The organism is Streptomyces sp. NPDC052114, from assembly GCF_040680155.1.
Classification (GTDB): Bacteria; Actinomycetota; Actinomycetes; order Streptomycetales; family Streptomycetaceae; genus Streptomyces.
Window position 1 is genome coordinate 40,738 of the sequence record NZ_JBFAWC010000013.1, and the last position, 21,009, is coordinate 61,746.

Below are 21,009 nucleotides of genomic sequence, written 5' to 3' on the forward strand. Positions count from 1 at the left end.
GCACTTCAGGAGAGGCGTTCCGTTGTACGAAGGCGTGGTTCAGGACCTCATCGACGAGCTGGGCAGACTGCCCGGTGTCGGTCCCAAGAGCGCGCAGCGGATCGCCTTCCACATCCTCCAGGCGGAGCCCACGGACGTGCGCCGGCTCGCGCACGCCCTGCTCGAAGTGAAGGACAAGGTCCGCTTCTGCGCGACCTGCGGGAACGTCGCGCAGGAAGAGCTCTGCAACATCTGCCGCGACGCGCGCCGCGACCCCTCGGTCATCTGTGTCGTGGAGGAGCCGAAGGACGTGGTCGCCATCGAGCGGACCCGCGAGTTCCGGGGCCGGTACCACGTCCTGGGCGGCGCGATCAGCCCGATCGAGGGCGTGGGCCCGGACGACCTGCGCATACGGGAACTCCTCGCGCGCCTGGCGGACGGCACGGTCACGGAGCTGATCCTCGCCACCGACCCGAACCTGGAGGGCGAGGCCACGGCCACGTACCTCGCGCGCATGATCAAGCCCATGGGCCTGAAGGTCACCCGCCTGGCCAGCGGGCTCCCTGTCGGGGGAGATCTGGAATACGCGGACGAGGTCACCCTGGGCCGCGCCTTCGAGGGGAGACGACTCCTAGATGTCTGACGCCACGCTGAACACCGTGACCGACAATCCGGACGACTTCGCGGTGCAGATCTCCGACCAGGTCGAGAGCTTCATCGTCTCGGTCAAGGAGGTCGCGAAGGGCGACGAGCCGGACTCGGCCGTCCCCTTCCTCCTCCTGGAGGTCTCCCAGCTCCTGCTGGCCGGCGGCCGCCTCGGCGCCCACGAGGACATCGTCCCCGAGGAGCGGTACGAGCCGGACCTCGGCCCGGAGGCGGACGTCGACGAGCTCCGCGAACGCCTGGCGGCGCTCCTGGACCCGATCGACGTCTACTCCGAGGTCTTCGACCCGTACGAGCCCCGCAAGGCCCCGGTCGCCCACCGCATCTCCGACGACTTCGCCGACGTGGTCGCGGACCTGGCCCACGGCCTGGCCCACTACCGCGCGGGCCGCACGGTCGAGGCCCTGTGGTGGTGGCAGTTCTCGTACTTCTCCAACTGGGGCAGCACGGCCTCTGCGGCCCTGCGCGCCCTCCAGTCCCTGGTGGCGCACGTCCGCCTGAACCAGCCCCTGGAGGACCTGAACGGCCTCGACACGGACGAGGACCTCACCGAGGACGTGCTGGCCGAGGAGGCCGGCCGGGTGATGGCGGAGGAGATCGCGGGCCCGCTGGGCCTGCGGACGGTCAAGTAGCGCTTTTCCGGACCGAGTTGTGGGACGCGGCGATACGCTGCGTCCCACAGCTTTTTCCCGGGGGGCGGCGCGGTATGGCGAACGAGACGTGGGCGGGCCTGGCGGAGGCGATCGCGGCGGTCCGCGGCGAGCTCCAGCGGGCGGCGGAGGACGGCCGGGAAGAGGATCTCCGGTTCCGGACGGGCCCGGTGGAGCTGGAGTTCACGGTCGACGTCCGCAAGGAGGGCGAGGCGCGGGCGAAGGTCTTCGTGCTGCCCTTCGGCGCGGAGGCGAAGGCCGCGGCGGCCAAGGGCACGGTGAACCGCCTGAAGGTCACGTTGCAGCCGGTCGATCCCGGGACGGGGGAGGACGCGCGGGTCGGCGACGACGTGGACGAGCGCCCTCGGTAGAGAGGCGGTCGCGTCATGGACGTACGACGGGTCGTGGAGATCTGGAACCCGGCCGAACGGCTCGCGGGCACGGGGTACTTGGTGGCGGACCGGATCGTCCTCACCGCCCTGCACAACGTGCGGGGCGCGGGCGGCACCGAGGTCCGACGGCTCGATCCCGAGGGGCGCGAGGGGTGGGCCGCGGCCGAGGTGCTCTGGCCCGAGCCGGGCCAGGACGGCCAGGTCGACGCGGCGCTGCTCCGGGTGACGGACGGCGGATGGGTGCCGCCGTCCGGGGCGGATCCGGTGCGGTGGGGCCGCATCGACGCCGCGGTGAGCGAGCGCCGCCTGGGCTGCCTGGCGGTCGGCTTCCCGCGCTCGGAGGTGCGGGACGGGGTTCGGGACACGAAGGAGATCCGGGGCCATGTGGAGGCCCTGACGGGCCTGAAGTCGGGCGGCGACCTGATCACGGCGTACGTGGACGAGGTCGCGGCCCCCAGCCGGCCGGACGCGAGGACGCGCTGGTCGGGGGCGTCGGGTTCGGCGCTGTTCGCGCGGGGCCGCCTGGTCGGCGTGGTCACCACCGACCGGGCGCGGGACTACGAGGCGGACCAGCTGACGGCGGTGTCGGTGGCGTCGCTGGCGGCGCGGCCGGGGTTCGCGACGGCGGTGAAGGCGGCGGGCGGCGACCTGGTCCTGGAGGACGTCACGGCGGCGGCCTCCGCCGAACTCCCGCGCACGGCCTACGACATCGAGGTCCCGCGAGGCCTGCACAACCTTCCGGAGCTGCCGTCGCGGATCTTCGTGGGCCGTGCCGAGGCCCTCGCCGCGCTGGGCACGGCGCTGGCCGAGGGCTCCCAGACGATCACGCAGACCCTGCACGGTCTGGGCGGGGTCGGCAAGACGACCCTGGCGCTGCACTACGCCCACGGTCACGTGGGGGACTACCGGCTGGTGTGGTGGATCCGCTCCGACACGGCCGACCTGATCGACACGGGCCTGGCCGCGCTGGCGGCCCGCCTCCGGGGAGAGGGCGCCCCGGTCCTGGCCACGGCGGAGGCGGCCTCGTGGGCCATCGGCTGGCTGCAGACCCATCCGGGCTGGCTGCTGGTCTTCGACAACGTGGAGAGACCGGAGGACGTCGGTGCGATCACGGGCCAACTCCGTGCGTCCGGACGCCAATTGATCACCAGCCGCTGCAAGGACGGCTGGTCGGGCGAGCCGATTCCCCTCCCGGTGCTGGACGCCGGGGCCTCGCTGGACCTCCTGGCACGCCTGACGGCCGGCGACGACGAGGAGGAGGCCCGCGCCCTGGCGGAGGACCTGGGCCACCTCCCCCTCGCCCTGGAACAGGCGGGCGCCTTCATCGCCCAGACCTCGATCACGATCGGGGAGTACCGGGCGATGCTGCGCGACTACGCCCGTGACACCACGGAGGCGGCACCGCAGGGCTCGGACCCGACGCGGACGATGGCCAGGATCTGGCGGATCACCCTGGACGTGCTCCACGAACGGGACCCGCGCGCGGTGGACTTGCTGCGCATCGCGGCCTGGTACGCGCCGACGGCCATGCCGCGCGAGCTGTTCGCCCCGCTCGCGGAGAACCCCGTGGACCTCGCAGGACTCCTGGCCCTGCTGGCGAACTACAACATGATCACCCTCGACCAGGGGACGATCGGGGTCCACCGCCTGGTCCAGACGGTGGCCCGCACGGTGTCGGAGGAGGACCCGCACCGCACCGAGCCGCTCGTCCTGGAGGCCCGCGACCGGGCGGCGGAGTGGATGGGCGACATGCTCCCGAAGCAGCCTCACAACAACGTGGCCGGATGGCCGACGTGGAGACGGCTCCTGCCGCACGCCGAGGCGCTGTTGGAGGTGTGGCGGCCGGAGGAGGACACGAGCACGACCTCTCTCGCGCTCAACCAGGTCGCGTCGTACCTGGAAGGGCAGGGGGAGGTGCCCAAGGCGATCGAGCTCTTCCGCCGTGCTCTGGAGGCGGATACCCGGGCCCTGGGCGTGGATCATCCGAACACGCTGGCTTCGCGGAACAATCTCGCCCATGCGTACGCGTCGGCGGGCGACACCGCTCGTGCGATTCCCTTGTACGAGGAGACGGCGGCCGACTACGTCCGAGTGCTGGGCGCGGATCATCCCGATACGTTGACGTCGCGGAACAATCTGGCGTCCGCCTACGAGTCGGTGGGTGATGTCGCCCGTGCGATTCCGCTGCTGGAGCAGGTCCTGGACGACTATCTCCAGCAGTTGGGCGAGGACCATCCCGATACGTTGGCGACGCGGAACAATCTGGCCTCCACCTATGAGTCGGCGGGTGATCTCGATCGTGCGATCCCTTTGTACGAGCGGACGCTGGCCGACCGCGTACGCGTGCTGGGCGAGGACCACCCCGCCACACTGACGTCGCGGAACAACCTTGCCTACGCGTACCGGGCGGCGGGTGACGCGAGTCGCGCCGTGGAGCTGTTCGAGGAGACGCTGGCCGCCTGCGTCCGGGTCCTGGGCCCGGAGCACCCCTCCACGCTGACGTCCCGGAACAATCTGGCGGGGGCGTGCGAGTCGGCGGGCGACGTGGCCCGTGCGATCCCCTTGTACGAGGAGACGCTGGCCGCCTGCGTCCGCGTTCTGGGCCCGGCCCACCCGACGACCACGGTGGTGCGCAAGAACCTGGCCGGCGCGTTGACGGGCAACTGGAAGCTAGAGAAGGCCACGGACTGAGCCGGCCCGGCGCAGGGGCTACGCCGGCCGTGCCCCGGCCGGTCGGCGGTACGGCGTACATCCCGGTCGACCCCTTGGCGGTGCCCGTCGCCGCGGCTCAGGATGGCCGCAGGGGGTCACCATGGTTGAACGCCACAGTCAGGACCGCACCGGCGCTCCGCGCGAGGAGAGTCTCTACGAGCACGCGGGCGGGGAAGCGGCCCTCCACCGGCTTGAGGAGGTCTTCTACGCGAAGGCGCTCGCCGACCCCGTCCTGCGCGGCGTCTTCCCGAGGCGGCAGCCGCACCACGTCGATCACCTCACCTGGTTCACCGCGGAGTCCTTCGGCGGCCCGGACCGGTTCACGCGGGAGCTCGGGTTCCGGCACCTCATCGACGTACACAGGAATCTGAAGATCACCGACGAGCAGCGGGAGCGGTTCGCCGCGCTGTATCTGGAGTCGCTGCGCGAGGCGGGACTGCCGGACGACGAGCGGTTCCTCGGGGCGGTCAGGTCGCACATAGAGTTCGGCACCCGTGTCGCCCAGCAGAACTCGCACGCGGCGAGCGAGGACGAGCTGCACCCTCTGCGCGAGGTGCCGCGCTGGCAGTGGCCGAAGGGCGGGGACGCGCGGCGCGAGGGCCCCGGGCAGGGCCTGTGACCCGTCCCACTTTCCGGAGTGCCACGCTCCGAAGCGGGCATGTGACGGTCTGAGCGGCCGGAACGTACGACCCGAGAGCGTGGGCGTATGCCCGTGATGATCACCTCGTGAGCGGGACATCTCACGATGTGATATTGGCGAGGCGAATTTCGGCCGCTCGTTAGACTGAGCCGACCGCACAACGGATTGAGCGAGGAGCGCACGTGAGCCTTGTCGTGCAGAAGTACGGAGGCTCCTCCGTAGCCGATGCCGAGGGCATCAAGCGGGTCGCCAAGAGGATTGTCGACGCCAAGAAGAACGGCCATCAGGTCGTTGTCGTGGTGTCCGCCATGGGTGACACGACGGATGAGTTGATCGATCTTGCCGGGCAGGTATCCCCGATTCCCGCCGGGCGCGAATTCGACATGCTGCTGACCGCTGGTGAGCGCATCTCCATGGCCCTGCTGGCCATGGCGATCAAAAACCTGGGCCACGAGGCCCAGTCGTTCACGGGCAGCCAGGCCGGCGTCATCACCGACTCCGTCCACAACAAAGCGCGGATCATCGATGTGACCCCCGGCCGCATCCGGGCCTCGATCGACGAGGGCAACATCGCCATCGTCGCCGGGTTCCAGGGCGTGAGCCAGGAGGGCAAGAACATCACCACGCTCGGGCGTGGCGGGTCCGACACCACCGCTGTTGCGCTTGCCGCCGCCCTTGATGCGGAGGTCTGCGAGATCTACACCGACGTCGACGGCGTCTTCACCGCCGACCCGCGGGTCGTCAAGAAGGCGCGGAAGATCGACTGGATCTCGTTCGAGGACATGCTGGAGCTCGCCAGCTCCGGCTCCAAGGTGCTGCTCCACCGCTGTGTGGAGTACGCGCGTCGTTACAACATCCCGATTCACGTGCGTTCGTCCTTCAGCGGACTGCAGGGTACGTGGGTCAGCAATGAGCCGAAGCAAGGGGACCGCACGGTGGAGCAGGCCATCATCTCCGGTGTCGCGCACGACACCTCGGAGGCCAAGATCACGGTCGTCGGCGTCCCGGACAAGCCGGGCGAGGCCGCCTCGATCTTCCGCGCCATCGCGGACGCCGAGGTCAACATCGACATGGTCGTGCAGAACGTGTCGGCCGCCTCGACGGGCCTGACCGACATCTCCTTCACCCTGCCCAAGGCCGAGGGCCGCAAGGCCATCGACGCCCTGGAGAAGACCCGGCAGTCCGTCGGCTTCGACTCCCTGCGCTACGACGACCAGATCGCGAAGATCTCGCTCGTCGGGGCCGGGATGAAGACCAACCCCGGCGTCACCGCGACCTTCTTCGAGGCGCTCAGCGACGCCGGCGTGAACATCGAGCTGATCTCGACCTCCGAGATCCGCATCTCGGTCGTCACGCGCGCCGACGACGTGAACGAGGCCGTGCGTGCGGTGCACACCGCCTTCGGTCTCGACTCCGACACGGACGAGGCCGTGGTGTATGGAGGCACCGGCCGATGAGCCGGAAGCCGACGCTCGCGGTCGTCGGGGCGACCGGGGCGGTCGGCACGGTGATGCTCCAGATCCTGTCGCAGCACGCCGACATCTGGGGCGAGATCCGACTCGTGGCCTCGCCGCGCTCGGCCGGGCGGAAGCTGGCCGTGCGCGGTGAGGAGATCGAGGTCCTGGCCCTCGACGAAGCCGTCTTCGACGGCGTCGACGTGGCCATGTTCGACGTGCCCGACGACGTGTCCGCGCAGTGGGCGCCCGTCGCCGCCGCCAAGGGCGTCGTCGTGGTCGACAACTCCGCCGCCTTCCGCATGGACCCGGACGTCCCGCTGGTCGTGCCGGAGGTCAATCCGCACGCCGCGCGCGTGCGGCCGCGCGGCATCGTCGCCAATCCGAACTGCACGACGCTCTCGATGATCGTGGCCGTCGGCGCGCTGCACGCCGAGTTCGGGCTGCGCGAGCTGATCGTCTCCTCGTACCAGGCCGTGAGCGGGGCCGGGCGCGAGGGCGTGGAGACGCTGCGGCGCCAGCTGGAGCTGGTCGCGGGCAGCGAGCTGGGCAGCAGCCCCGGGGACGTGCGCCGGGCCGTCGGCGACGACACCGGGCCCTTCCCGGAGCCCGTGGCGCTGAACGTGGTGCCGTGGGCCGGGTCCCTCAAGGACGACGGCTGGTCGTCCGAGGAGATGAAGGTGCGCGACGAGTCGCGGAAGATCCTCGGGCTGCCGGGGCTGCGCGTCGCCGCCACCTGTGTGCGGGTCCCCGTCGTGACCACGCACTCCCTGACCGTCCACGCGCGCTTCGAGGACGAGGTCACCGTGGACCGCGCGCGCGAGATCCTCGCCACCGCGCCCGGTGTCGTGCTCTTCGACAACCCGGCCGCGGGGGAGTTCCCCACCCCGGTCGACGCCGTGGGCACCGATCCGACCTGGGTGGGCCGCGTGCGGCGCTCCCTCGACGACCCGACGGCCCTGGAGCTCTTCGTGTGCGGGGACAACCTGCGCAAGGGGGCCGCTCTGAACACCGCCCAGATCGCGGAGCTGGTGGCGGGGGAGTTGACGTCGGGCTCCCTGGACCGATGATTGGTATGGACCACCCCTCGACGGGGTCCTTTGTGGGATCTGTGTAAGTTCTGTGTCCAACTTGGTGGCCAGAGAGCCTTGAACTGGACCATCTCCGCGTTCGAAGATTCCCGTTCCGATCACTGGAACCGGCGCGGACGTGGGGGCGTCTTTAGCGGTCGCCCTTCAGAGGGTGGCCCAAGCGCCGCAAGTAAATGGGGCATAGGGGAAGAGCTGGTACGCATGGGGGCATTTGATGCATCGTCACGGGCGGTGCCCGCGCAGCATGCCGCAAACGCGATGCCGGACGCGTACAACCCTGACGGGGGGAAGCGTGTCCAACAGGCGTGGCAGAGGTACTCGACTTCACAGCGGTACAGGCGAGAGGCGCGGCGGGACTGCGCCCTGTTCGCCGTCCCCGCGCGGCCGGTGGCATGCCGGTGATCGCGCCCATGCCCGCGGCGCGGCCCGCCCGCATCCCGTCGCAGCGCGAGGGCGCTGACGACACGATGACCGCGGGCACCACAGTCGACCATCTGACCGAGACCTACCGCGCCCACTACCGGTCGCTGCTCGGCCTCGCCGCGCTGCTGCTGGACGACACGGCGTCCTGCGAGGACGTCGTGCAGGAGGCGTTCATCAGGGTGCACTCGGCGCGCAAACGGGTGCGGGACCCGGAGAAGACGCTCGCGTATCTGCGTCAGACCGTGGTCAACCTCTCGCGCTCCGCGCTGCGCCGGCGCATCCTCGGGCTGAAGCTGCTGTCCAAGCCGATGCCCGACATGGCGAGCGCGGAGGAGGGGGCGTACGACCAGCTGGAGCGCGACGAGCTGATCAAGGCGATGCGCGGCCTCCAGCGGCGCCAGCGCGAGGTCCTCGTGCTGCGCTACTTCGCCGACATGACCGAGGCGCAGGTCGCCGAGACCCTGGGCATATCGCTGGGCTCGGTGAAGGCGTACGGATCACGTGGCATCGCGGCCCTCAGGGTCGCCATGGAGGCGCCGGCATGAGTGAGCGCAAGCGTGACGAGCAGGAAAATGAACGGCATGGCGGGAACGGAAACGTGAATCACGGCCCTGGCCCTGAGGGCGACCTCGGCCCGGACGGCGACGGCGACGGCGCTCTTGGTCCGGACGGCGGTGACGGGTCCGGGTCCGGCTCCGGTTCCGCCGGCGGCGGGACGGGGCTCGACGCGCTGCGCGCCGAGCTCGGGCTCGGTGCCTCCGGCCCGTCCGGCGACTCCGGCTCCCGTGACTCCTCCGGCTCTCCCGGCTCGTCCGACCTGTCCGGCTCTTCCGACGGAGGGCTCGGCACCGACGAGCTCGCGCTGCGGCGGATGATGCGGCAGGCCGTCGAGGAGATCGAGCCGAGCGAGCGCTCCCTCGAACACCTGCGGAAGGCGGTCCCCGCCCGCCGGGCCCGCAAGCGCCAGGCCGTCGTCGGCCTCGCGGCGGCGGCGCTCTTCATCGGCACCGCCGTCCCCGCCCTGGTGCACGTCACCAACTCCAGCGGCGACTCGAACGACCGGCCCTCGATCGCCGGCAACAGCCAGGAGTCGCAGGGCGGTTCGAGTCAGGGCAAGGGCCCGGACGGCGGCGAGAAGGACGCCGGCGCCAAGCCCGACAAGTCCAAGGACAAGGACAAGAAGGACAAGAAGGAAAAGCGCGACGGCAAGGAGAAGGACGGCACGGGCGGCGGCGGCACGGGATCGCCCGACCCCTCCGCCTCCGAGGCCGCCACCACGCCCGTCTGCGACGCCGCCCAGCTCGGCGCCACGGGCACCACGAACGCGGCGGAGGCCGACGGCAAGGTCTACGGCACCTTCCGCGTCTCCAACATCTCCGACAGCGGCTGCACCATCGAGGCGGCGGGCTCCGTCGGCGCGGCGGCGCAGGGCGCGGCCGACCCCGCGAAGATCGCCGTGGTCGACCACGCGCCGGGCGACGCGGCCGCCGGTCTGCCCGACCCCTCGCAGGAGACCACTCCGCTCGTGCTGCAGCCCGGCGCGGCGTACGAGGTGCGGTTCGCCTGGGTGCCGGGGGACAGCTGTCCCACGGAGGGCGGCGACCCCTCGCCCAACCCGACGCCTTCGGAAGGCGCCGGTGGCACCGACGGCGGCACGCCCGAGGGCGGCGTGGAGCCCCAGCTGGAGCGCGAGGACGGCGGTGTGGCCGAGGGCAGCGTCGTGGTGTCCCTGACCGCGGCGGCGGGCGCTCCCTCGGCGGGGGCGACGATCACCAACGCGTGTGCGGGGACGGTGTACCGCACCGGGGTGCTGCCGGCGTCCTGAGCGCGAGACGCCGAGGCTCCGGCGCAGTGAGGCGCCGTCCGCTCCGTGAGGGGCGGGCGGCGCCTCTCGCGTGCGCGGGAGCGTTCGGGGCGGGGTCAGGCCTTCTGCGGGGCCGTGGTGGAGGCATCGGTGGCCTCGGAGGGCGCGGGGGCCTCGGACGCCTCGGGGGACGCGTCCGGGAGCAGGCCCAGATGGGCGTCGCGGGCGAGCTCGGCCTCGCGGCGGAACAGCCGGAACCACATGAAGAGCACGAAGCCCGCGAAGACGAACCACTCGCCGGTGTAGCCGAGGTTCTGGAACGCCTTCAGGTCCAGGCCGGTGTCGTTCGGCGTGGTCGCCGGGACCGCCTTCATCCCCGCGTCGGCCTTGGCGAGCGTGATCCACGCGTCGTACAGGTCGTCGGGCACGAGGTTCACCAGGGACGCCGAGCTGATCGCGCCCAGTTGGCCCTTGGGCAGGCCGCCGGCGGCGCTCACCCCGTTCGAACCGGGGCTCTCCGGGGCCTGGAGGGCGCCCTTCACCGTGACCTCGCCCTTGGGGGCGGCCGGGGCCTTGGCCGCGCTCGCCTCGCCGGGGAGCCAGCCGCGGACCACGGGCAGCGACCTGCCGTCGTCGGTGCGCAGCAGCGTCAGGACGTAGAAGCCGCTCTTGTCGTCCAGCTTCCGGTCCGGGACGAGGAACTGCGTGCCGTAGCGGCCGGTGGCGGTGGCCTGTTCGCCCGAGGTCTTCTTGTCGACGGGCAGCAGGGAGTCGAGCGGGCGGCCCTCGGCCTCACGGCTCGGCTCGCTCTGGGCCCTGGCCTGTTCCTTCGCGGACTCGTGGTCCTGCACACGGTCCTCGAAACGGCCGAGCTGCCAGGACCCCATGAAGACGCAGAAGGGGATGGCCAGCACGACGAAGACGTTGATTCCCCACCAGCGGGGCGTCAGCAGAAACCGGTACACGCCCTCCACGGTACGGGGGCGTTGCACTGGGCTTGGGCGTGGGGGTGCGTACCCGGCGCCGTGCGCTGCGCGCGGCTTGAACGGTGCGTTGTCACCTGCGGGCCTGCTGTGGCCGCTCGCGCAGTTCCCCGCGCCCCTGACGGGGCGCCTGCGGTGGTTCCTCGCCTGCGGGCCCGCTGTGGTTGCTCGCGCAGTTCCCCGCGCCCCTGACGGGGCCTCTGCGGTGGTTCGTCGTCTGCGGGCCTCGCGCCCCTGATGGGGCGCCCCGATAGGGCGCGAGGAACTGCGCGCCAAGCCACAGCGGACCCGCAGACGACAGCCAGCGGCAGGCGCCCGATAGGGGCGCGGGGAACTGCGCGCCAAGCGACAGCGAACCCGCAGATGACGACCAGCGGCAGGGCCCCGTCAGGGGCGCGGGGAACTGCGCGACGAGCCACCGTGGAGCCGCAGGAGACGGCCGACCGCAGGGCCCCGCACGGGGGTGGCCGGAACCGGCAAAGGTTCCGCCCGCCCCCGTGCCGTTCAGCTCGCCGCAGGCGGCAGGTGGCGGGAGGCGAAGTCCAGCTCCAGAGCCACCTGCTTGATGCGTTCGTCCACGACCAGTGACCCGTGGCCCGCGTCGTAGCGGTAGACCTCGTGGGGTGCGCCCCGCGCCGCCAGGCGGGCCACATAGTTGTCGATCTGACGGATGGGGCAGCGCGGGTCGTTCACCCCGGCGGAGATGTAGACCGGGGCCTTCACCTCGTCCACGTACGTCAGCGGGGACGAGGCAGTGAAGCGCTCGGGAACCTCCTCGGGGGCGCCGCCGAAGAGCGTGCGGTCCATGGCCTTCAGGGCCTCCATCTCGTCGTGGTACGCCGTCACGTAGTCCGCGACGGGCACCGCCGCCAGGCCCACCGCCCAGTCCTGGGGCCGGGTGCCGAGGCCGAGCAGGGTGAGGTAGCCGCCCCAGGAACCGCCCGCGAGGACCAGGCGGTCCGGGTCGGCGAGGCCGGACGAGACCGCCCACTCCCGCACCGCCGTGATGTCCTCCAGCTCGATGAGGCCGACGCGGTGCTTGAGGGCGTCCGTCCACTCGCGGCCGTACCCCGTGGAGCCGCGGTAGTTGACCCGGACCACCGCGTACCCGTGGTCGACCCAGGCCGCCGGGCCCGCCGCGAAGGAGTCGCTGTCGTGCCAGGTCGGACCGCCGTGCACCTCGAAGACGGTGGGCAGCGGGCCCGAGACGCCCACGGGGCGCTGGACGAGGGCGTGGATGCGGCCGCCGGGGCCCTCCACCCACACGTCCTCCACGGGGACGGACCGCGGGGCCTTCGGGCCGGGCGGGTCCAGGACCACGCCGCCCGCCGTGGAACGGACCACCGGCGGCTCGGCGGCCGAGGACCACATGTACTCCACGGTGCCGTCGGGCCGCGCCGTCGCGCCCGACACCGAGCCCGCGGGCGTCTCGATGCGCACCAGCTCGCGCGACGCGAGGTCGTAGCGGAACAGCTCGCCGCGGGCCTCGAAGCCGTGCGCGACCAGCAGCGCGGAGCCGTCCGGATACCACTCGGCGCTCACGTCGCCCGGCAGCCCGAGCACGAGGTCGGTCTCCTCGCCCGACGCGACGTCCCACACCATCGGCTCCCAGCGCCCGCGCCGCTGGTGCCCGACCAGCAGGCGCGTGTCCCCGTCGACCGGCGCGAAGCCGAGGACCTCCAGGCCCAGGTCGGCCGTGCCGCCCTTGCTGTCGTCCAGCTCGGCGACGGCGGAGCCGTCCAGGCGCACGACGCGGATCGCGGAGTGCATCGCGTCGCCGTGCTCGGTGTGCTCGACGGCGATCAGCGAGCCGTCGTACGACAGGTCGCCCACGCCCGCCGACTCCCGGTGGCGGTACACCTCGACGGGCTCATCGGCGCCGGGGCGCACCACGTGGATCGTCGAGCCGTCCTCGTCCGTGGAGCGGCCGACGACCGCCGTCGCGCCGTCCCGGCCGAGGGCGAGGCCCGCGGGGTAGGAGGCGGCGAGGCCCGGCACCGCCGGCTCGTCCGCGCCGCCGCCGAAGGGCTGGCGCAGCCAGGTGCCGAACTCGTCGCCGTCCGTGTCGCTGAACCACCAGATCCACTCGCCGTCGGGCGAGAGGACGCCGTCCGTCGTGCCGTTCGGCCGGTCGGTCACCTGGCGCTGGGCGCCGGTGGTCCTGTCCCAGGCGTACAACTCGTACGTCCCCGTCGCGTTCGACACGAACAAGGAGTGCTGCGGGGCGTCCTCCGCCCAGTCCGGCAGCGACACCCGCGGTGCCCTGAACCGCTTCTCCCAGTCCGGCGCGGACTCCGGCCGCGCGGCATCCGACGCTCGTGTGGACTTCTCTGCACCCGTCTCGCTCATGCCCCCCATAGTGCCCGGAGCCGACGACAATCCGCTGGCGAGGTTCCCCAGCCTGTGGATAACTTTCGACCATGTACTCCGCGACGCCCTCCGACTGGCGCGAGACCAACAGGAAGCGCTGGGACGAGCGCGTCCCGCTGCACCTCGCCAGCGACTACTACGACCTCGACGCCTTCCGCGCCGGCCAGGACGCCCTGCGCGACTTCGAGGTCGCCGAGGTCGGCGACGTACGCGGCAGGTCCCTGCTGCACCTGCAGTGCCACATCGGCCTGGACACGCTGTCCTGGGCGCGGCGCGGGGCGTCACGCGTCGTCGGCCTCGACTTCTCCGAGCCCGCCGTCGAGGCGGCCCGCGAGCTCGCCGCGGAGCTGGACCTCACCCCGGAGCGGGCCACGTTCGTCGCCGCCGACGTGTACGACGCGGCCGAGGCGGTGCCCGACTCGTCGTACGACATCGTCTACACCGGCGTGGGCGCGCTCGGCTGGCTGCCCGACATCCGGCGCTGGGCCGAGACGGCCGCCTCGCTCGTGGCGCCCGGCGGCTTCCTCTACCTCGCCGAGTTCCATCCGCTCACCGACATCCTGGACGACGCCACGGGCTCACGGATCGAGCACGACTACTTCGCGCGCGACGCCTGGATCGACGACGCCCCCGGCGGCTACGCGGACACCACCACCCCCACCGTCCACAACCGCACCGTCGAGTGGCAGCACCCCCTCGGCGACGTCGTCTCCGCGCTCGCCGCCGCGGGCCTGCGCATCGACTTCCTGCGCGAGCACGACACGACCCTCTTCGCCCGCTTCGGCGCGCTCGAACGGCGCGACGGCGCCTACCGGTTCCCGGCCGACCGCCCGCGCATCCCGCTCATGTACTCGCTGCGGGCGAGCCGGGACTGACCGGCCCGGCGCGCGGGTCCGCGCGCCGGGTGCCGCGCCGGGCTCCGCGCCTCTCCGGATGCCGATCGGGGAGGGGCGGAGGAGAGTGGTGGGGTTCGCTCCGACGCGAGGAGGAGAGCCCGTCATGGCCAAGTCGCACGATCCGCGAGAGCAGTCCCAGCAGGCCAGGAACGCCGCCGCCGAAGCCCGTGCCAAGCAGGCCAAGCGGCCCGTGGAGTCGATCTCCGCGAAGACCCGGGGCATGCAGCAGAAGGCGCAGGCGCGCCGACAGGGCAACCGCTGAGACCGAAGGCCGAAGACCGAAGGCCCAGGACCGGCGCGGGATCCGTACGCGTCACTGCAGGCCGGATCCGTACGCGTCACGGCAGACAGGACCCGTACCCGCCACGACAGGCCGGATCCGTACCCGTCACGACAGGCCGGATCCGTACGCCCCGCGCGGTCACGGCGTCACGGCGTCACGGCAGGGGCGACGGCGGGCGCAGCCAGCCCTCGCGCTCCTCGGCCAGATCGCCCAGCTTCGTCCAGTCCCACGCCCGCAGCACCGCCCGCGCCTGGTCGTCGCCCCGCCCGATGACGGTGACGACGACGTCGGAGATGTGCCGGGTCAGGAGCAGCGTGCGCAGCCGCGTGGCGACGCCCCTCCTGCGCTCGGACGGCAGCACCATCAGCTCGGTCAGCAGGAACACCTGCCCCGACGCGGTCTGTTCCTCCAGCTCGGCGGGCAGGATGCCGCGGAACCCCTCCCACCACTCGCCGGTGCGGGCGGCCCGGTAGCCGTAGAGGCAGCCGACCAGGGCGGGCGAGTCCGCGACGACCATGTCGAAGTCGGGCTGCTGCACGTCGCGTTCGAGGCGCCGCAGGAATCCCTGCCGGTCGCTGTACTCGGCGCCCGCCATGCCGCGATAGGCCTCCACATAGAGGTCGGCGACGGCCTCCCGCTGCTGCTCGGCCTGCCAGCGGCTCAGCCGCCGCAAGAACACCCCTGCCATCTGTGTCTCCCGCCCCGCCCCACTGAGGACGACCCCCCACTGAGGACGACTCCCCGCACAACCTGGACTCCGCATGGTGACAGCACCGACCGGCCAGCGGAACGGGGCGTCAGGCGACGAATCGATGCCGGATCGGTCGGCGACAGCTCCGGGCGTCTCTGAGAAGCTGGTGGTCCGATTGCTTCCGCTTTGAGGTGAAAGGATCGCCGCCGTGGGGCTGCACGAGGTGTCCAGCGAGACCCGTCAGGCGTACGAAGACATCTACAGCCTGCCGATAAGCATGCGGAGGCTGCCCGCGCTCAAGGTCCCGGAGCACAGCTCCGACCCGCGCGCCGTGGCCGCGATGATCAAGGACGAGCTGGCGCTCGACGGCAACTCGTCCCAGAACCTCGCCACGTTCTGCACCACCTGGGCCGAGCCCGAGGTGCACCACCTCATGGACGTGTGCCTGGACAAGAACATGATCGACAAGGACGAGTACCCGCAGACGGCGGAGATCGAGTCCCGCTGTGTGCACATGCTCGCCGACCTGTGGAACTCCCCCGAGCAGGAGACCACCATGGGGTGCTCCACCACCGGGTCCAGCGAGGCCGGCATGCTCGGCGGCCTCGCGCTCAAGTGGCGCTGGCGCGCGGCCCGCAGGGCCGCGGGCAAACCGGCCGACCGGCCCAACCTCGTCTGCGGCCCGGTCCAGGTGTGCTGGGAGAAGTTCGCCCGCTACTTCGACGTCGAGCTGCGCCAGGTCCCGCTGGAGCCCGGCGCCACCGGCCTGCGCCCCCACCAGCTGCGCGAGTACGTCGACGAGAACACCATCGGCGTCGTCGCCATCCTCGGCGTCACCTTCACCTGCGACTACGAACCCGTCGCCGAGATCGCCGCCGAACTCGACGCCATCCAGGCGGACACCGGCCTCGACGTGCCGATCCACGTGGACGCGGCCAGCGGCGGCTTCGTCGCGCCCTTCCTCCAGCCCGAGCTGGTCTGGGACTTCCGCGTGAAACGGGTCGCCTCCATCAACTCCTCCGGCCACAAGTACGGCATGGCCCCGCTCGGCGTCGGCTGGATCGTGTGGCGCTCGGCCGACGACCTCCCCGAGGACCTCGTCTTCCGCGTCGACTACCTCGGCGGCGACATGCCCACCTTCGCCCTCAACTTCTCCCGCCCCGGCGGCGAGATCGTCGCGCAGTACTACACGCTGCTGCGGCTCGGCCGCGAGGGCTACCGCAAGGTGTACGAGGCGTGCGCGGCCAGCGCCCGCGCGCTGGCCGCCGAGATCGAGCGGATGGGCCCCTTCACGCTGCTCTACGACGGCCGGGGCGCGCTGCCCGCCGTCTCCTGGACCCTCACCGACCCCACGAAGGGGTTCACGCTCTACGACCTCACCGAGCAGCTGCGCACCCGCGGCTGGCAGGTGCCCGCCTACCCGCTGCCGCCCGAGCGCCACGAGACCGTGATCCAGCGGGTCCTGGTCCGGCACGGCATCGGCCACGACAAGATCATGCTGCTCGCCCGGGACCTGCGGGCGGCCGTCGAGCGCCTGTCGGGCGGGACGACGGGGGCGCCGGAGACACCCGGGTTCCACCACTGAGGTCCGCCCGCCGCGCGCGGCACCGGCGACGGGACGTCGTCACCGGTGGGCGCGCGGCTCCGGCGCGGGGATGGCCGCGGTGTCGAAGCTGCCGTCGATGATGCGCTCGGCCAGCTCCGACAGGTGCAGCCGCTGGGCGCGGGCATGGCGGCGGAACGCGTCGAACGCCACGTCCGGCGTCGTCTGCCAGCGCTCGGCCAGGATGCCCTTGACCTGCTCGACCACCACTCGGCTGTCCAGCACCGACCGGAGCTGGATGTTCTCCAGGTGGGCCCGCTCCAGGGTGCGCTGCTGGAGGATCGCGAGGGTGGCGACGTCGGCGAAGGCCTGGGCGAGCGCGATGTCGTCCTCGCGCAGCGGCCGGCCGGCGCTCTGGAAGAGGTTGAGCGCGCCGACGACCCGTTTGCGCAGCCGCAGCGGGATCGCGTGCGTGGTGACGTACCCGGTGGCGAGGGCCCGCTCGGTGAAGCCCGGCCAGCGCGTCAGGGAGCCGGCTGCGGTGAGGTCGATGTTGGGCCGGGGCTCCCCGCTGCGGTAGCACTCGACGCACGGCCCCAGGTCGTGCTGGAGGGCGAACAGTTCCAGGAGCCGGGTGTGCTCCTCGGACGCCGCCATGATCTGCAGCTCTTCGTTGGCGTCGGCGAGCAGGATGCCGGCGGCCGCGACCCCGAGGAGCTCCACGCTCCGGGTGGCCAGCCGCTGCAGCAGGTCCAGCACGTCGAAATCGTCGAGGAGCGTGTCCGCCACCTCGACGAAGACCTGTGCCAGACGCTGTTCGCGGGCCAAGTCGATCATCCCTCTCCACCGTCTTTCGGATACGGCCCACTCATATCGTCGCTGAAGCGAAGCCTTCTGGCGACCACGTCCTGTGCCACGGAGGCCAGTGTGCGCTCACTGGCATACGCGTAGGCGCGCAGCCGCACGACCGCCTCCGCCAGCGTCACGCCCAGCTGCACGCTCACCATGCCGGTCGCCTGGTGCACCACGGCCCGGCCCAGCTCCTTCGGCTGGCCGATGAGCATGGTCGTGCCCGCGCCGCCCGGTCCATCGTTCCCCTGCGCCGGGCCGCGGTCGCCGTTGAGGAAGGCGCTGGTGAGCGCGGCGGTCAGCGCGGCGGCGTCGTCGTACTGCTGCCGGGAGAGCCCGCGGGGCTCGGCGCAGAGCACGGTCAGGACGCCGAGCCGGATCGCGCCGATCCCCAGCGGGAAGCAGCACACGCCCGACACACCGAGCTCGCGGGCCGCGGGCAGGAAGGCGGGCCACCGCGCGGGCCGCACCGTCGACAGGTCCGGTTCGAGCACGGGCGTGCCGGTGCGGACGGCGTCGAGCCCCGGCCCCTCGCCCAGCGTGAACTGGAGCTCCTCCAGACGGACGCTCAGCTCGGGGAAGCACCAGATGGGCTCCGCCACACGGCCGTTGCCGACCAGCAGGGACACCGCGAATCCGGCGGCGTCGAGAGCCCGTGCGGCATCCTCGGCGAGGTGCTCGGCCGAACCGAGGCGCAGCGAGCGCAGAACGCCGGCCATGCCGTCGCTGATCACCGCTCTCCGTTTCGCTGTGGCTGCGCGCCTCACCGGGCGGGCCCGGAGACGGCGCACAGGAGGCGGTCCGGCCGATCGGGGCGGCGTCTCCGTCACGTCACCACCGATACGGACCGTGCTTCTGTGCGCGGGGCCTCTGGAGCGCGAAACGAGCCGGACAGCCGAATACGGAGAGCGCCAGGGTCAGGGGCGCCCGCACCGGCAGCGTACTGCGTGCCGGACCTGCGGACGAGCGGACGACGGGCCACGACGCGGCCCGCTGTTACTCCGTGGCCCGGATGGCGTCCATCTTGCTCCTGAGGTACTCCCCGGCCAGGACGGGCGCGTACGACCTGCGGCCGAGCGGTGCCGGCAGGGACTCGACGGTCGTGCCGGGGGCGCAGGAGTGGAAGTACACCAGCGAGGTCAGCTCCTCGTGCGGGGCGTCCGGCTGCGGGGGCAGCACGCGGTGCCTGCCCGAGCGCCAGCGGTCCCCGCTCCACCGGGCCATCAGATCCCCGATGTTGAGCGTGATCGCGCCCGGCTCCCAGGGCGCGTCCCGCCAGCCGTGCACGTCGTCGTGGACCTGGAGACCGCCCCGGCCCCGCTGCCGGTCCAGGAGCGTGAGCAGCCCGAAGTCGGTGTGCGGCCCGATGCGGTGCTGGCCGGGGGCGGCGGGGCCCGTCTCGTGCGCCGCCGGGTACCGGTTGAGGATGAAGTCCCAGTGGGGGTCGGCGGTGTGACGGGTGAAGAGGTCGGCCGGGCCGCCGAGCGCCGCCGCCATGACGGTGAGGAGGGTGTCGGCCAGCCGGCGCATCCGGTCGGTGTACTCGGTCACGAGCGGGTGCAGGACGGGGACTTCGGCGGGCCAGCGGCGGGGGAACCGGGACGCGCCGTCGGCACAGGCCGACCAGATCTCGACGAGGTCGGGCGGGGTGTCGCGACGGTCGTCTCCGGGCCGGGTGCGATCGCCTCCGGGCCGGGCGGGGTCCCCCGCGACCGGGTCGCGCTCTTCTGCGGATGTGCCGTACTCCTCCGGCCGGGCGGGGGCGCCTGCGGACCGGTCGGGGTCGCTTGCGAACCGGTCGGGGTGTCCTGCGGATGTGCCGTGTCCCTCCGGCCGGGTGCGGTCGCCTCCGGACCGGGCACGGCCGCCTGCGGGCTGGGCGGGGTCGCCTCCGACCGGGTCGCGGTCTTCTGCGGATGTGCCGTACTCCTCCGGCCGGGTGCGGTCGCCTGCGACCCGGGCGGGGTCACCTGCGAACCGGCCGTGGTCTCTTGCGGATGTGCCGTGTCCTTCCAGCCGGGTGCGGTCTCCTCCGGACCGGGCGGGGTCGCCCGCGACCCGGTCGCGGGCTCCTGTGGACGTGCCGCGTCCCTCCGGCCATGCGCGGTCCTCCTCGGACCGGCTGACGACGAACCGCTCGCGTCCGATCCAGCCGCGGCGCCCGTCCGTGTAACGCCCCTTGACGTCCGGGTCCAGCCGGAAGAACTCCCGTGCCGCCGCACGGACCCGTCCGGGCAGGGCGGCCGGGATCCCGTGCCCGGTGATGAGGAGGAACCCGGTGTTCCGCAGGGCCCGGTCGACGAGGGCCGGGGTGTCGGGGGAGGCCGAGGGGCCGATGTCGACGACGGGGATGGGCGCGTGCGCCATGAGGGGTCCTTTCGGGTGGGCGTTGGTGGTGCTGTCCGGCACCTTCGGCGCGGGAGCAGCGGTTGCGTCGGCGGGGCGGGAGCGCCCCGCCGGTCGGTGCCGGACCACCATCCGGACCTCGACCGGCCCGCCCCAAGCCCTACCGTGGGAAACGGCAGGATCAGGCGGCGCGAGGGGCGGCAGCGGTGGAATCCGGCGTACTCGACGAGCTCGACCAGCGCCTGCTGCGCGCCCTTCAGCTCGACGGGCGGACCCCCTTCAGCCGCGTCGCCCGCGAGCTGGGCGTCTCCGAACGCACCGTCGCCCGCCGCCACCAGCGCCTTCGCGCGCTCGGCCTGCGCGTCGTCGGCCACCCCGTGCCCGCCCGCCTCGGGCTGACCCGCTGGCTGCTGCGGCTGCACTGCACGCCGGACGCCGCGGGCACCGTCGCCGAGGCGCTGGCCCGGCGCCCCGACACCTCCTGGGTGACGCTCGCGGCCGGCGGCACCGAGCTGTACTGCGCCCTCGACGTCCGCACCTGCGACCAGCGCGATTCCCTGCTCCTGGAGAAGCTCCCGCGCACCCCGCAGGTCCTCTCCGTCGGCGCCCACTGCATGCTGCGCACCTTCGTCGGCGCCACCAGCACCTGGCACGCCACCCGTTTCGGGCCGACGGGCGGCGCCGGGGCCGCGGTGGATTCCGGCACCCCCGCCGCCGACGGCGTCCCCCTCTCCCTCGACGCCACCGACCGCACCCTGTTCACCCGGCTGGCCCGCGACGGCCGCGCGACCCTGCCCGAGCTGGCCGCGGCCGCCGGGCGCTCGCCCTCCAGCGTCCAGCGCCACCTGGACCGCCTCCGGGGCGAGGGCGCCCTGGGCTTCGCGGTCGACTTCGACCCCCGGCTGCTCGGCCACCACATGGCCACCCGCATCTGGCTGAACGTCGCCCCGGCCAGGCTGGGCGCCGTCGGCGAGGCCCTCGCCACCCACCCCGAGATCGCCTTCGCCGCCGCGGTCACCGGCGACGCCAACCTCGTCGCCAGCGGGATCTTCCGCGACCCGGCGGGCCTGTACGAATACCTCGACCGCCGCGTCGGCGCGCTCCCCGGCGTCCAGGGCATCCAGACCTCGCCCACCCTCCGCGAGGTGAAGCGCGTCGCGCCCGCCGGGCCGGCCGCCCCCGTCGTGTCATGAGGGGCGTCCGGACACGCTGCCGTGGGCCTTTCCTCGGCTAGGCTCGC

The 21,009-nt window shown here is 72.5% G+C and carries 19 protein-coding genes; 13 read left to right on the forward strand and 6 right to left on the reverse strand.

The features are described from left to right. Positions 1-22: 22 nt before the first annotated feature. The 9 genes from recR to AB0L89_RS27230 all read left to right on the forward strand — a co-directional run bounded on the left by recR (position 23) and on the right by AB0L89_RS27230 (position 9,829). Positions 23-622 (forward strand): recombination mediator RecR, encoded by a 600-nt coding sequence (recR, locus tag AB0L89_RS27190; protein ID WP_365146034.1) that lies wholly within the window; start codon positions 23-25, stop codon positions 620-622. After that, the gene (locus tag AB0L89_RS27195) at positions 615-1,274 is read left to right on the forward strand and encodes a DUF5063 domain-containing protein (protein WP_365146037.1); all 660 of its coding nucleotides are present in this window, start codon (positions 615-617) and stop codon (positions 1,272-1,274) included. The genes recR and AB0L89_RS27195 overlap by 8 nt, the downstream gene beginning before the upstream one ends. Before the next feature lie 74 nt (positions 1,275-1,348). Further along, positions 1,349-1,663 (forward strand): trypco2 family protein, encoded by a 315-nt coding sequence (locus AB0L89_RS27200; protein WP_365146040.1) that lies wholly within the window; start codon positions 1,349-1,351, stop codon positions 1,661-1,663. Positions 1,664-1,678: 15 nt separating this feature from the next. Continuing rightward, complete coding sequence (locus AB0L89_RS27205) at positions 1,679-4,375, forward strand: tetratricopeptide repeat protein (RefSeq protein WP_365146043.1); 2,697 nt, start codon at positions 1,679-1,681, stop codon at positions 4,373-4,375. A gap of 121 nt (positions 4,376-4,496) precedes the next feature. Then, the gene (locus AB0L89_RS27210) at positions 4,497-5,015 is read left to right on the forward strand and encodes a group II truncated hemoglobin (protein WP_365146046.1); all 519 of its coding nucleotides are present in this window, start codon (positions 4,497-4,499) and stop codon (positions 5,013-5,015) included. A 203-nt stretch (positions 5,016-5,218) separates the two neighbouring features. Next, positions 5,219-6,493 carry an aspartate kinase gene (locus tag AB0L89_RS27215; protein WP_362329816.1) on the forward strand — a complete coding sequence of 425 codons (1,275 nt, stop codon included), beginning with the start codon at positions 5,219-5,221 and terminating at the stop codon, positions 6,491-6,493. Beyond that, on the forward strand, positions 6,490-7,560 hold the full coding sequence (locus AB0L89_RS27220) for an aspartate-semialdehyde dehydrogenase (protein WP_365146049.1): 1,071 nt from the start codon (positions 6,490-6,492) through the stop codon (positions 7,558-7,560). Before AB0L89_RS27215 ends, AB0L89_RS27220 begins: the two co-directional genes overlap by 4 nt. Before the next feature lie 326 nt (positions 7,561-7,886). Continuing rightward, complete coding sequence (locus AB0L89_RS27225; protein WP_365146052.1) at positions 7,887-8,549, forward strand: SigE family RNA polymerase sigma factor; 663 nt, start codon at positions 7,887-7,889, stop codon at positions 8,547-8,549. Positions 8,550-8,602: 53 nt separating this feature from the next. Continuing rightward, complete coding sequence (locus tag AB0L89_RS27230) at positions 8,603-9,829, forward strand: hypothetical protein (protein ID WP_365146055.1); 1,227 nt, start codon at positions 8,603-8,605, stop codon at positions 9,827-9,829. Between the two features lie 95 nt (positions 9,830-9,924). On the opposite strand, the gene AB0L89_RS27235 is transcribed toward AB0L89_RS27230, so the two are convergent. Both AB0L89_RS27235 and AB0L89_RS27240 read right to left on the reverse strand, forming a co-directional pair. Next, positions 9,925-10,773: an SURF1 family protein gene (locus AB0L89_RS27235; RefSeq protein ID WP_365146058.1), complete on the reverse strand. Its 849-nt coding sequence runs from the start codon at positions 10,771-10,773 to the stop codon at positions 9,925-9,927. Between the two features lie 522 nt (positions 10,774-11,295). Beyond that, positions 11,296-13,140 carry a prolyl oligopeptidase family serine peptidase gene (locus AB0L89_RS27240; protein ID WP_365146061.1) on the reverse strand — a complete coding sequence of 615 codons (1,845 nt, stop codon included), beginning with the start codon at positions 13,138-13,140 and terminating at the stop codon, positions 11,296-11,298. Between the two features lie 71 nt (positions 13,141-13,211). Here AB0L89_RS27240 and AB0L89_RS27245 point away from each other — a divergent pair, with 71 nt between their 5' ends. Then, a complete protein-coding gene (locus AB0L89_RS27245; RefSeq protein WP_365146063.1) occupies positions 13,212-14,036 on the forward strand; it encodes a class I SAM-dependent methyltransferase in 825 nt (274 codons plus the stop codon). A gap of 124 nt (positions 14,037-14,160) precedes the next feature. Continuing rightward, on the forward strand, positions 14,161-14,319 hold the full coding sequence (locus AB0L89_RS27250; protein WP_157872243.1) for a hypothetical protein: 159 nt from the start codon (positions 14,161-14,163) through the stop codon (positions 14,317-14,319). Between the two features lie 175 nt (positions 14,320-14,494). Here AB0L89_RS27250 and AB0L89_RS27255 read toward each other — a convergent pair whose 3' ends face one another. Further along, positions 14,495-15,028 (reverse strand): hypothetical protein, encoded by a 534-nt coding sequence (locus AB0L89_RS27255; RefSeq protein ID WP_365146066.1) that lies wholly within the window; start codon positions 15,026-15,028, stop codon positions 14,495-14,497. 211 nt (positions 15,029-15,239) lie between these two features. Here AB0L89_RS27255 and AB0L89_RS27260 point away from each other — a divergent pair, with 211 nt between their 5' ends. Further along, positions 15,240-16,616, forward strand: a complete 1,377-nt coding sequence (locus AB0L89_RS27260) for a glutamate decarboxylase (RefSeq protein ID WP_365146068.1) — start codon at positions 15,240-15,242, stop codon at positions 16,614-16,616. 39 nt (positions 16,617-16,655) lie between these two features. Here AB0L89_RS27260 and AB0L89_RS27265 read toward each other — a convergent pair whose 3' ends face one another. From AB0L89_RS27265 to AB0L89_RS27275, 3 genes are all read right to left on the reverse strand, one after another. Next, a complete protein-coding gene (locus AB0L89_RS27265) occupies positions 16,656-17,411 on the reverse strand; it encodes a GAF and ANTAR domain-containing protein (RefSeq protein WP_365146071.1) in 756 nt (251 codons plus the stop codon). Next, on the reverse strand, positions 17,408-18,157 hold the full coding sequence (locus tag AB0L89_RS27270; RefSeq protein WP_365146074.1) for a GAF and ANTAR domain-containing protein: 750 nt from the start codon (positions 18,155-18,157) through the stop codon (positions 17,408-17,410). Before AB0L89_RS27270 ends, AB0L89_RS27265 begins: the two co-directional genes overlap by 4 nt. Before the next feature lie 262 nt (positions 18,158-18,419). Then, the gene (locus tag AB0L89_RS27275) at positions 18,420-19,790 is read right to left on the reverse strand and encodes a 2OG-Fe(II) oxygenase family protein (protein ID WP_365146077.1); all 1,371 of its coding nucleotides are present in this window, start codon (positions 19,788-19,790) and stop codon (positions 18,420-18,422) included. Between the two features lie 185 nt (positions 19,791-19,975). Here AB0L89_RS27275 and AB0L89_RS27280 point away from each other — a divergent pair, with 185 nt between their 5' ends. Continuing rightward, on the forward strand, positions 19,976-20,962 hold the full coding sequence (locus AB0L89_RS27280; protein WP_365146081.1) for an Lrp/AsnC family transcriptional regulator: 987 nt from the start codon (positions 19,976-19,978) through the stop codon (positions 20,960-20,962). The last annotated feature ends 47 nt before the right edge of the window (positions 20,963-21,009 follow it).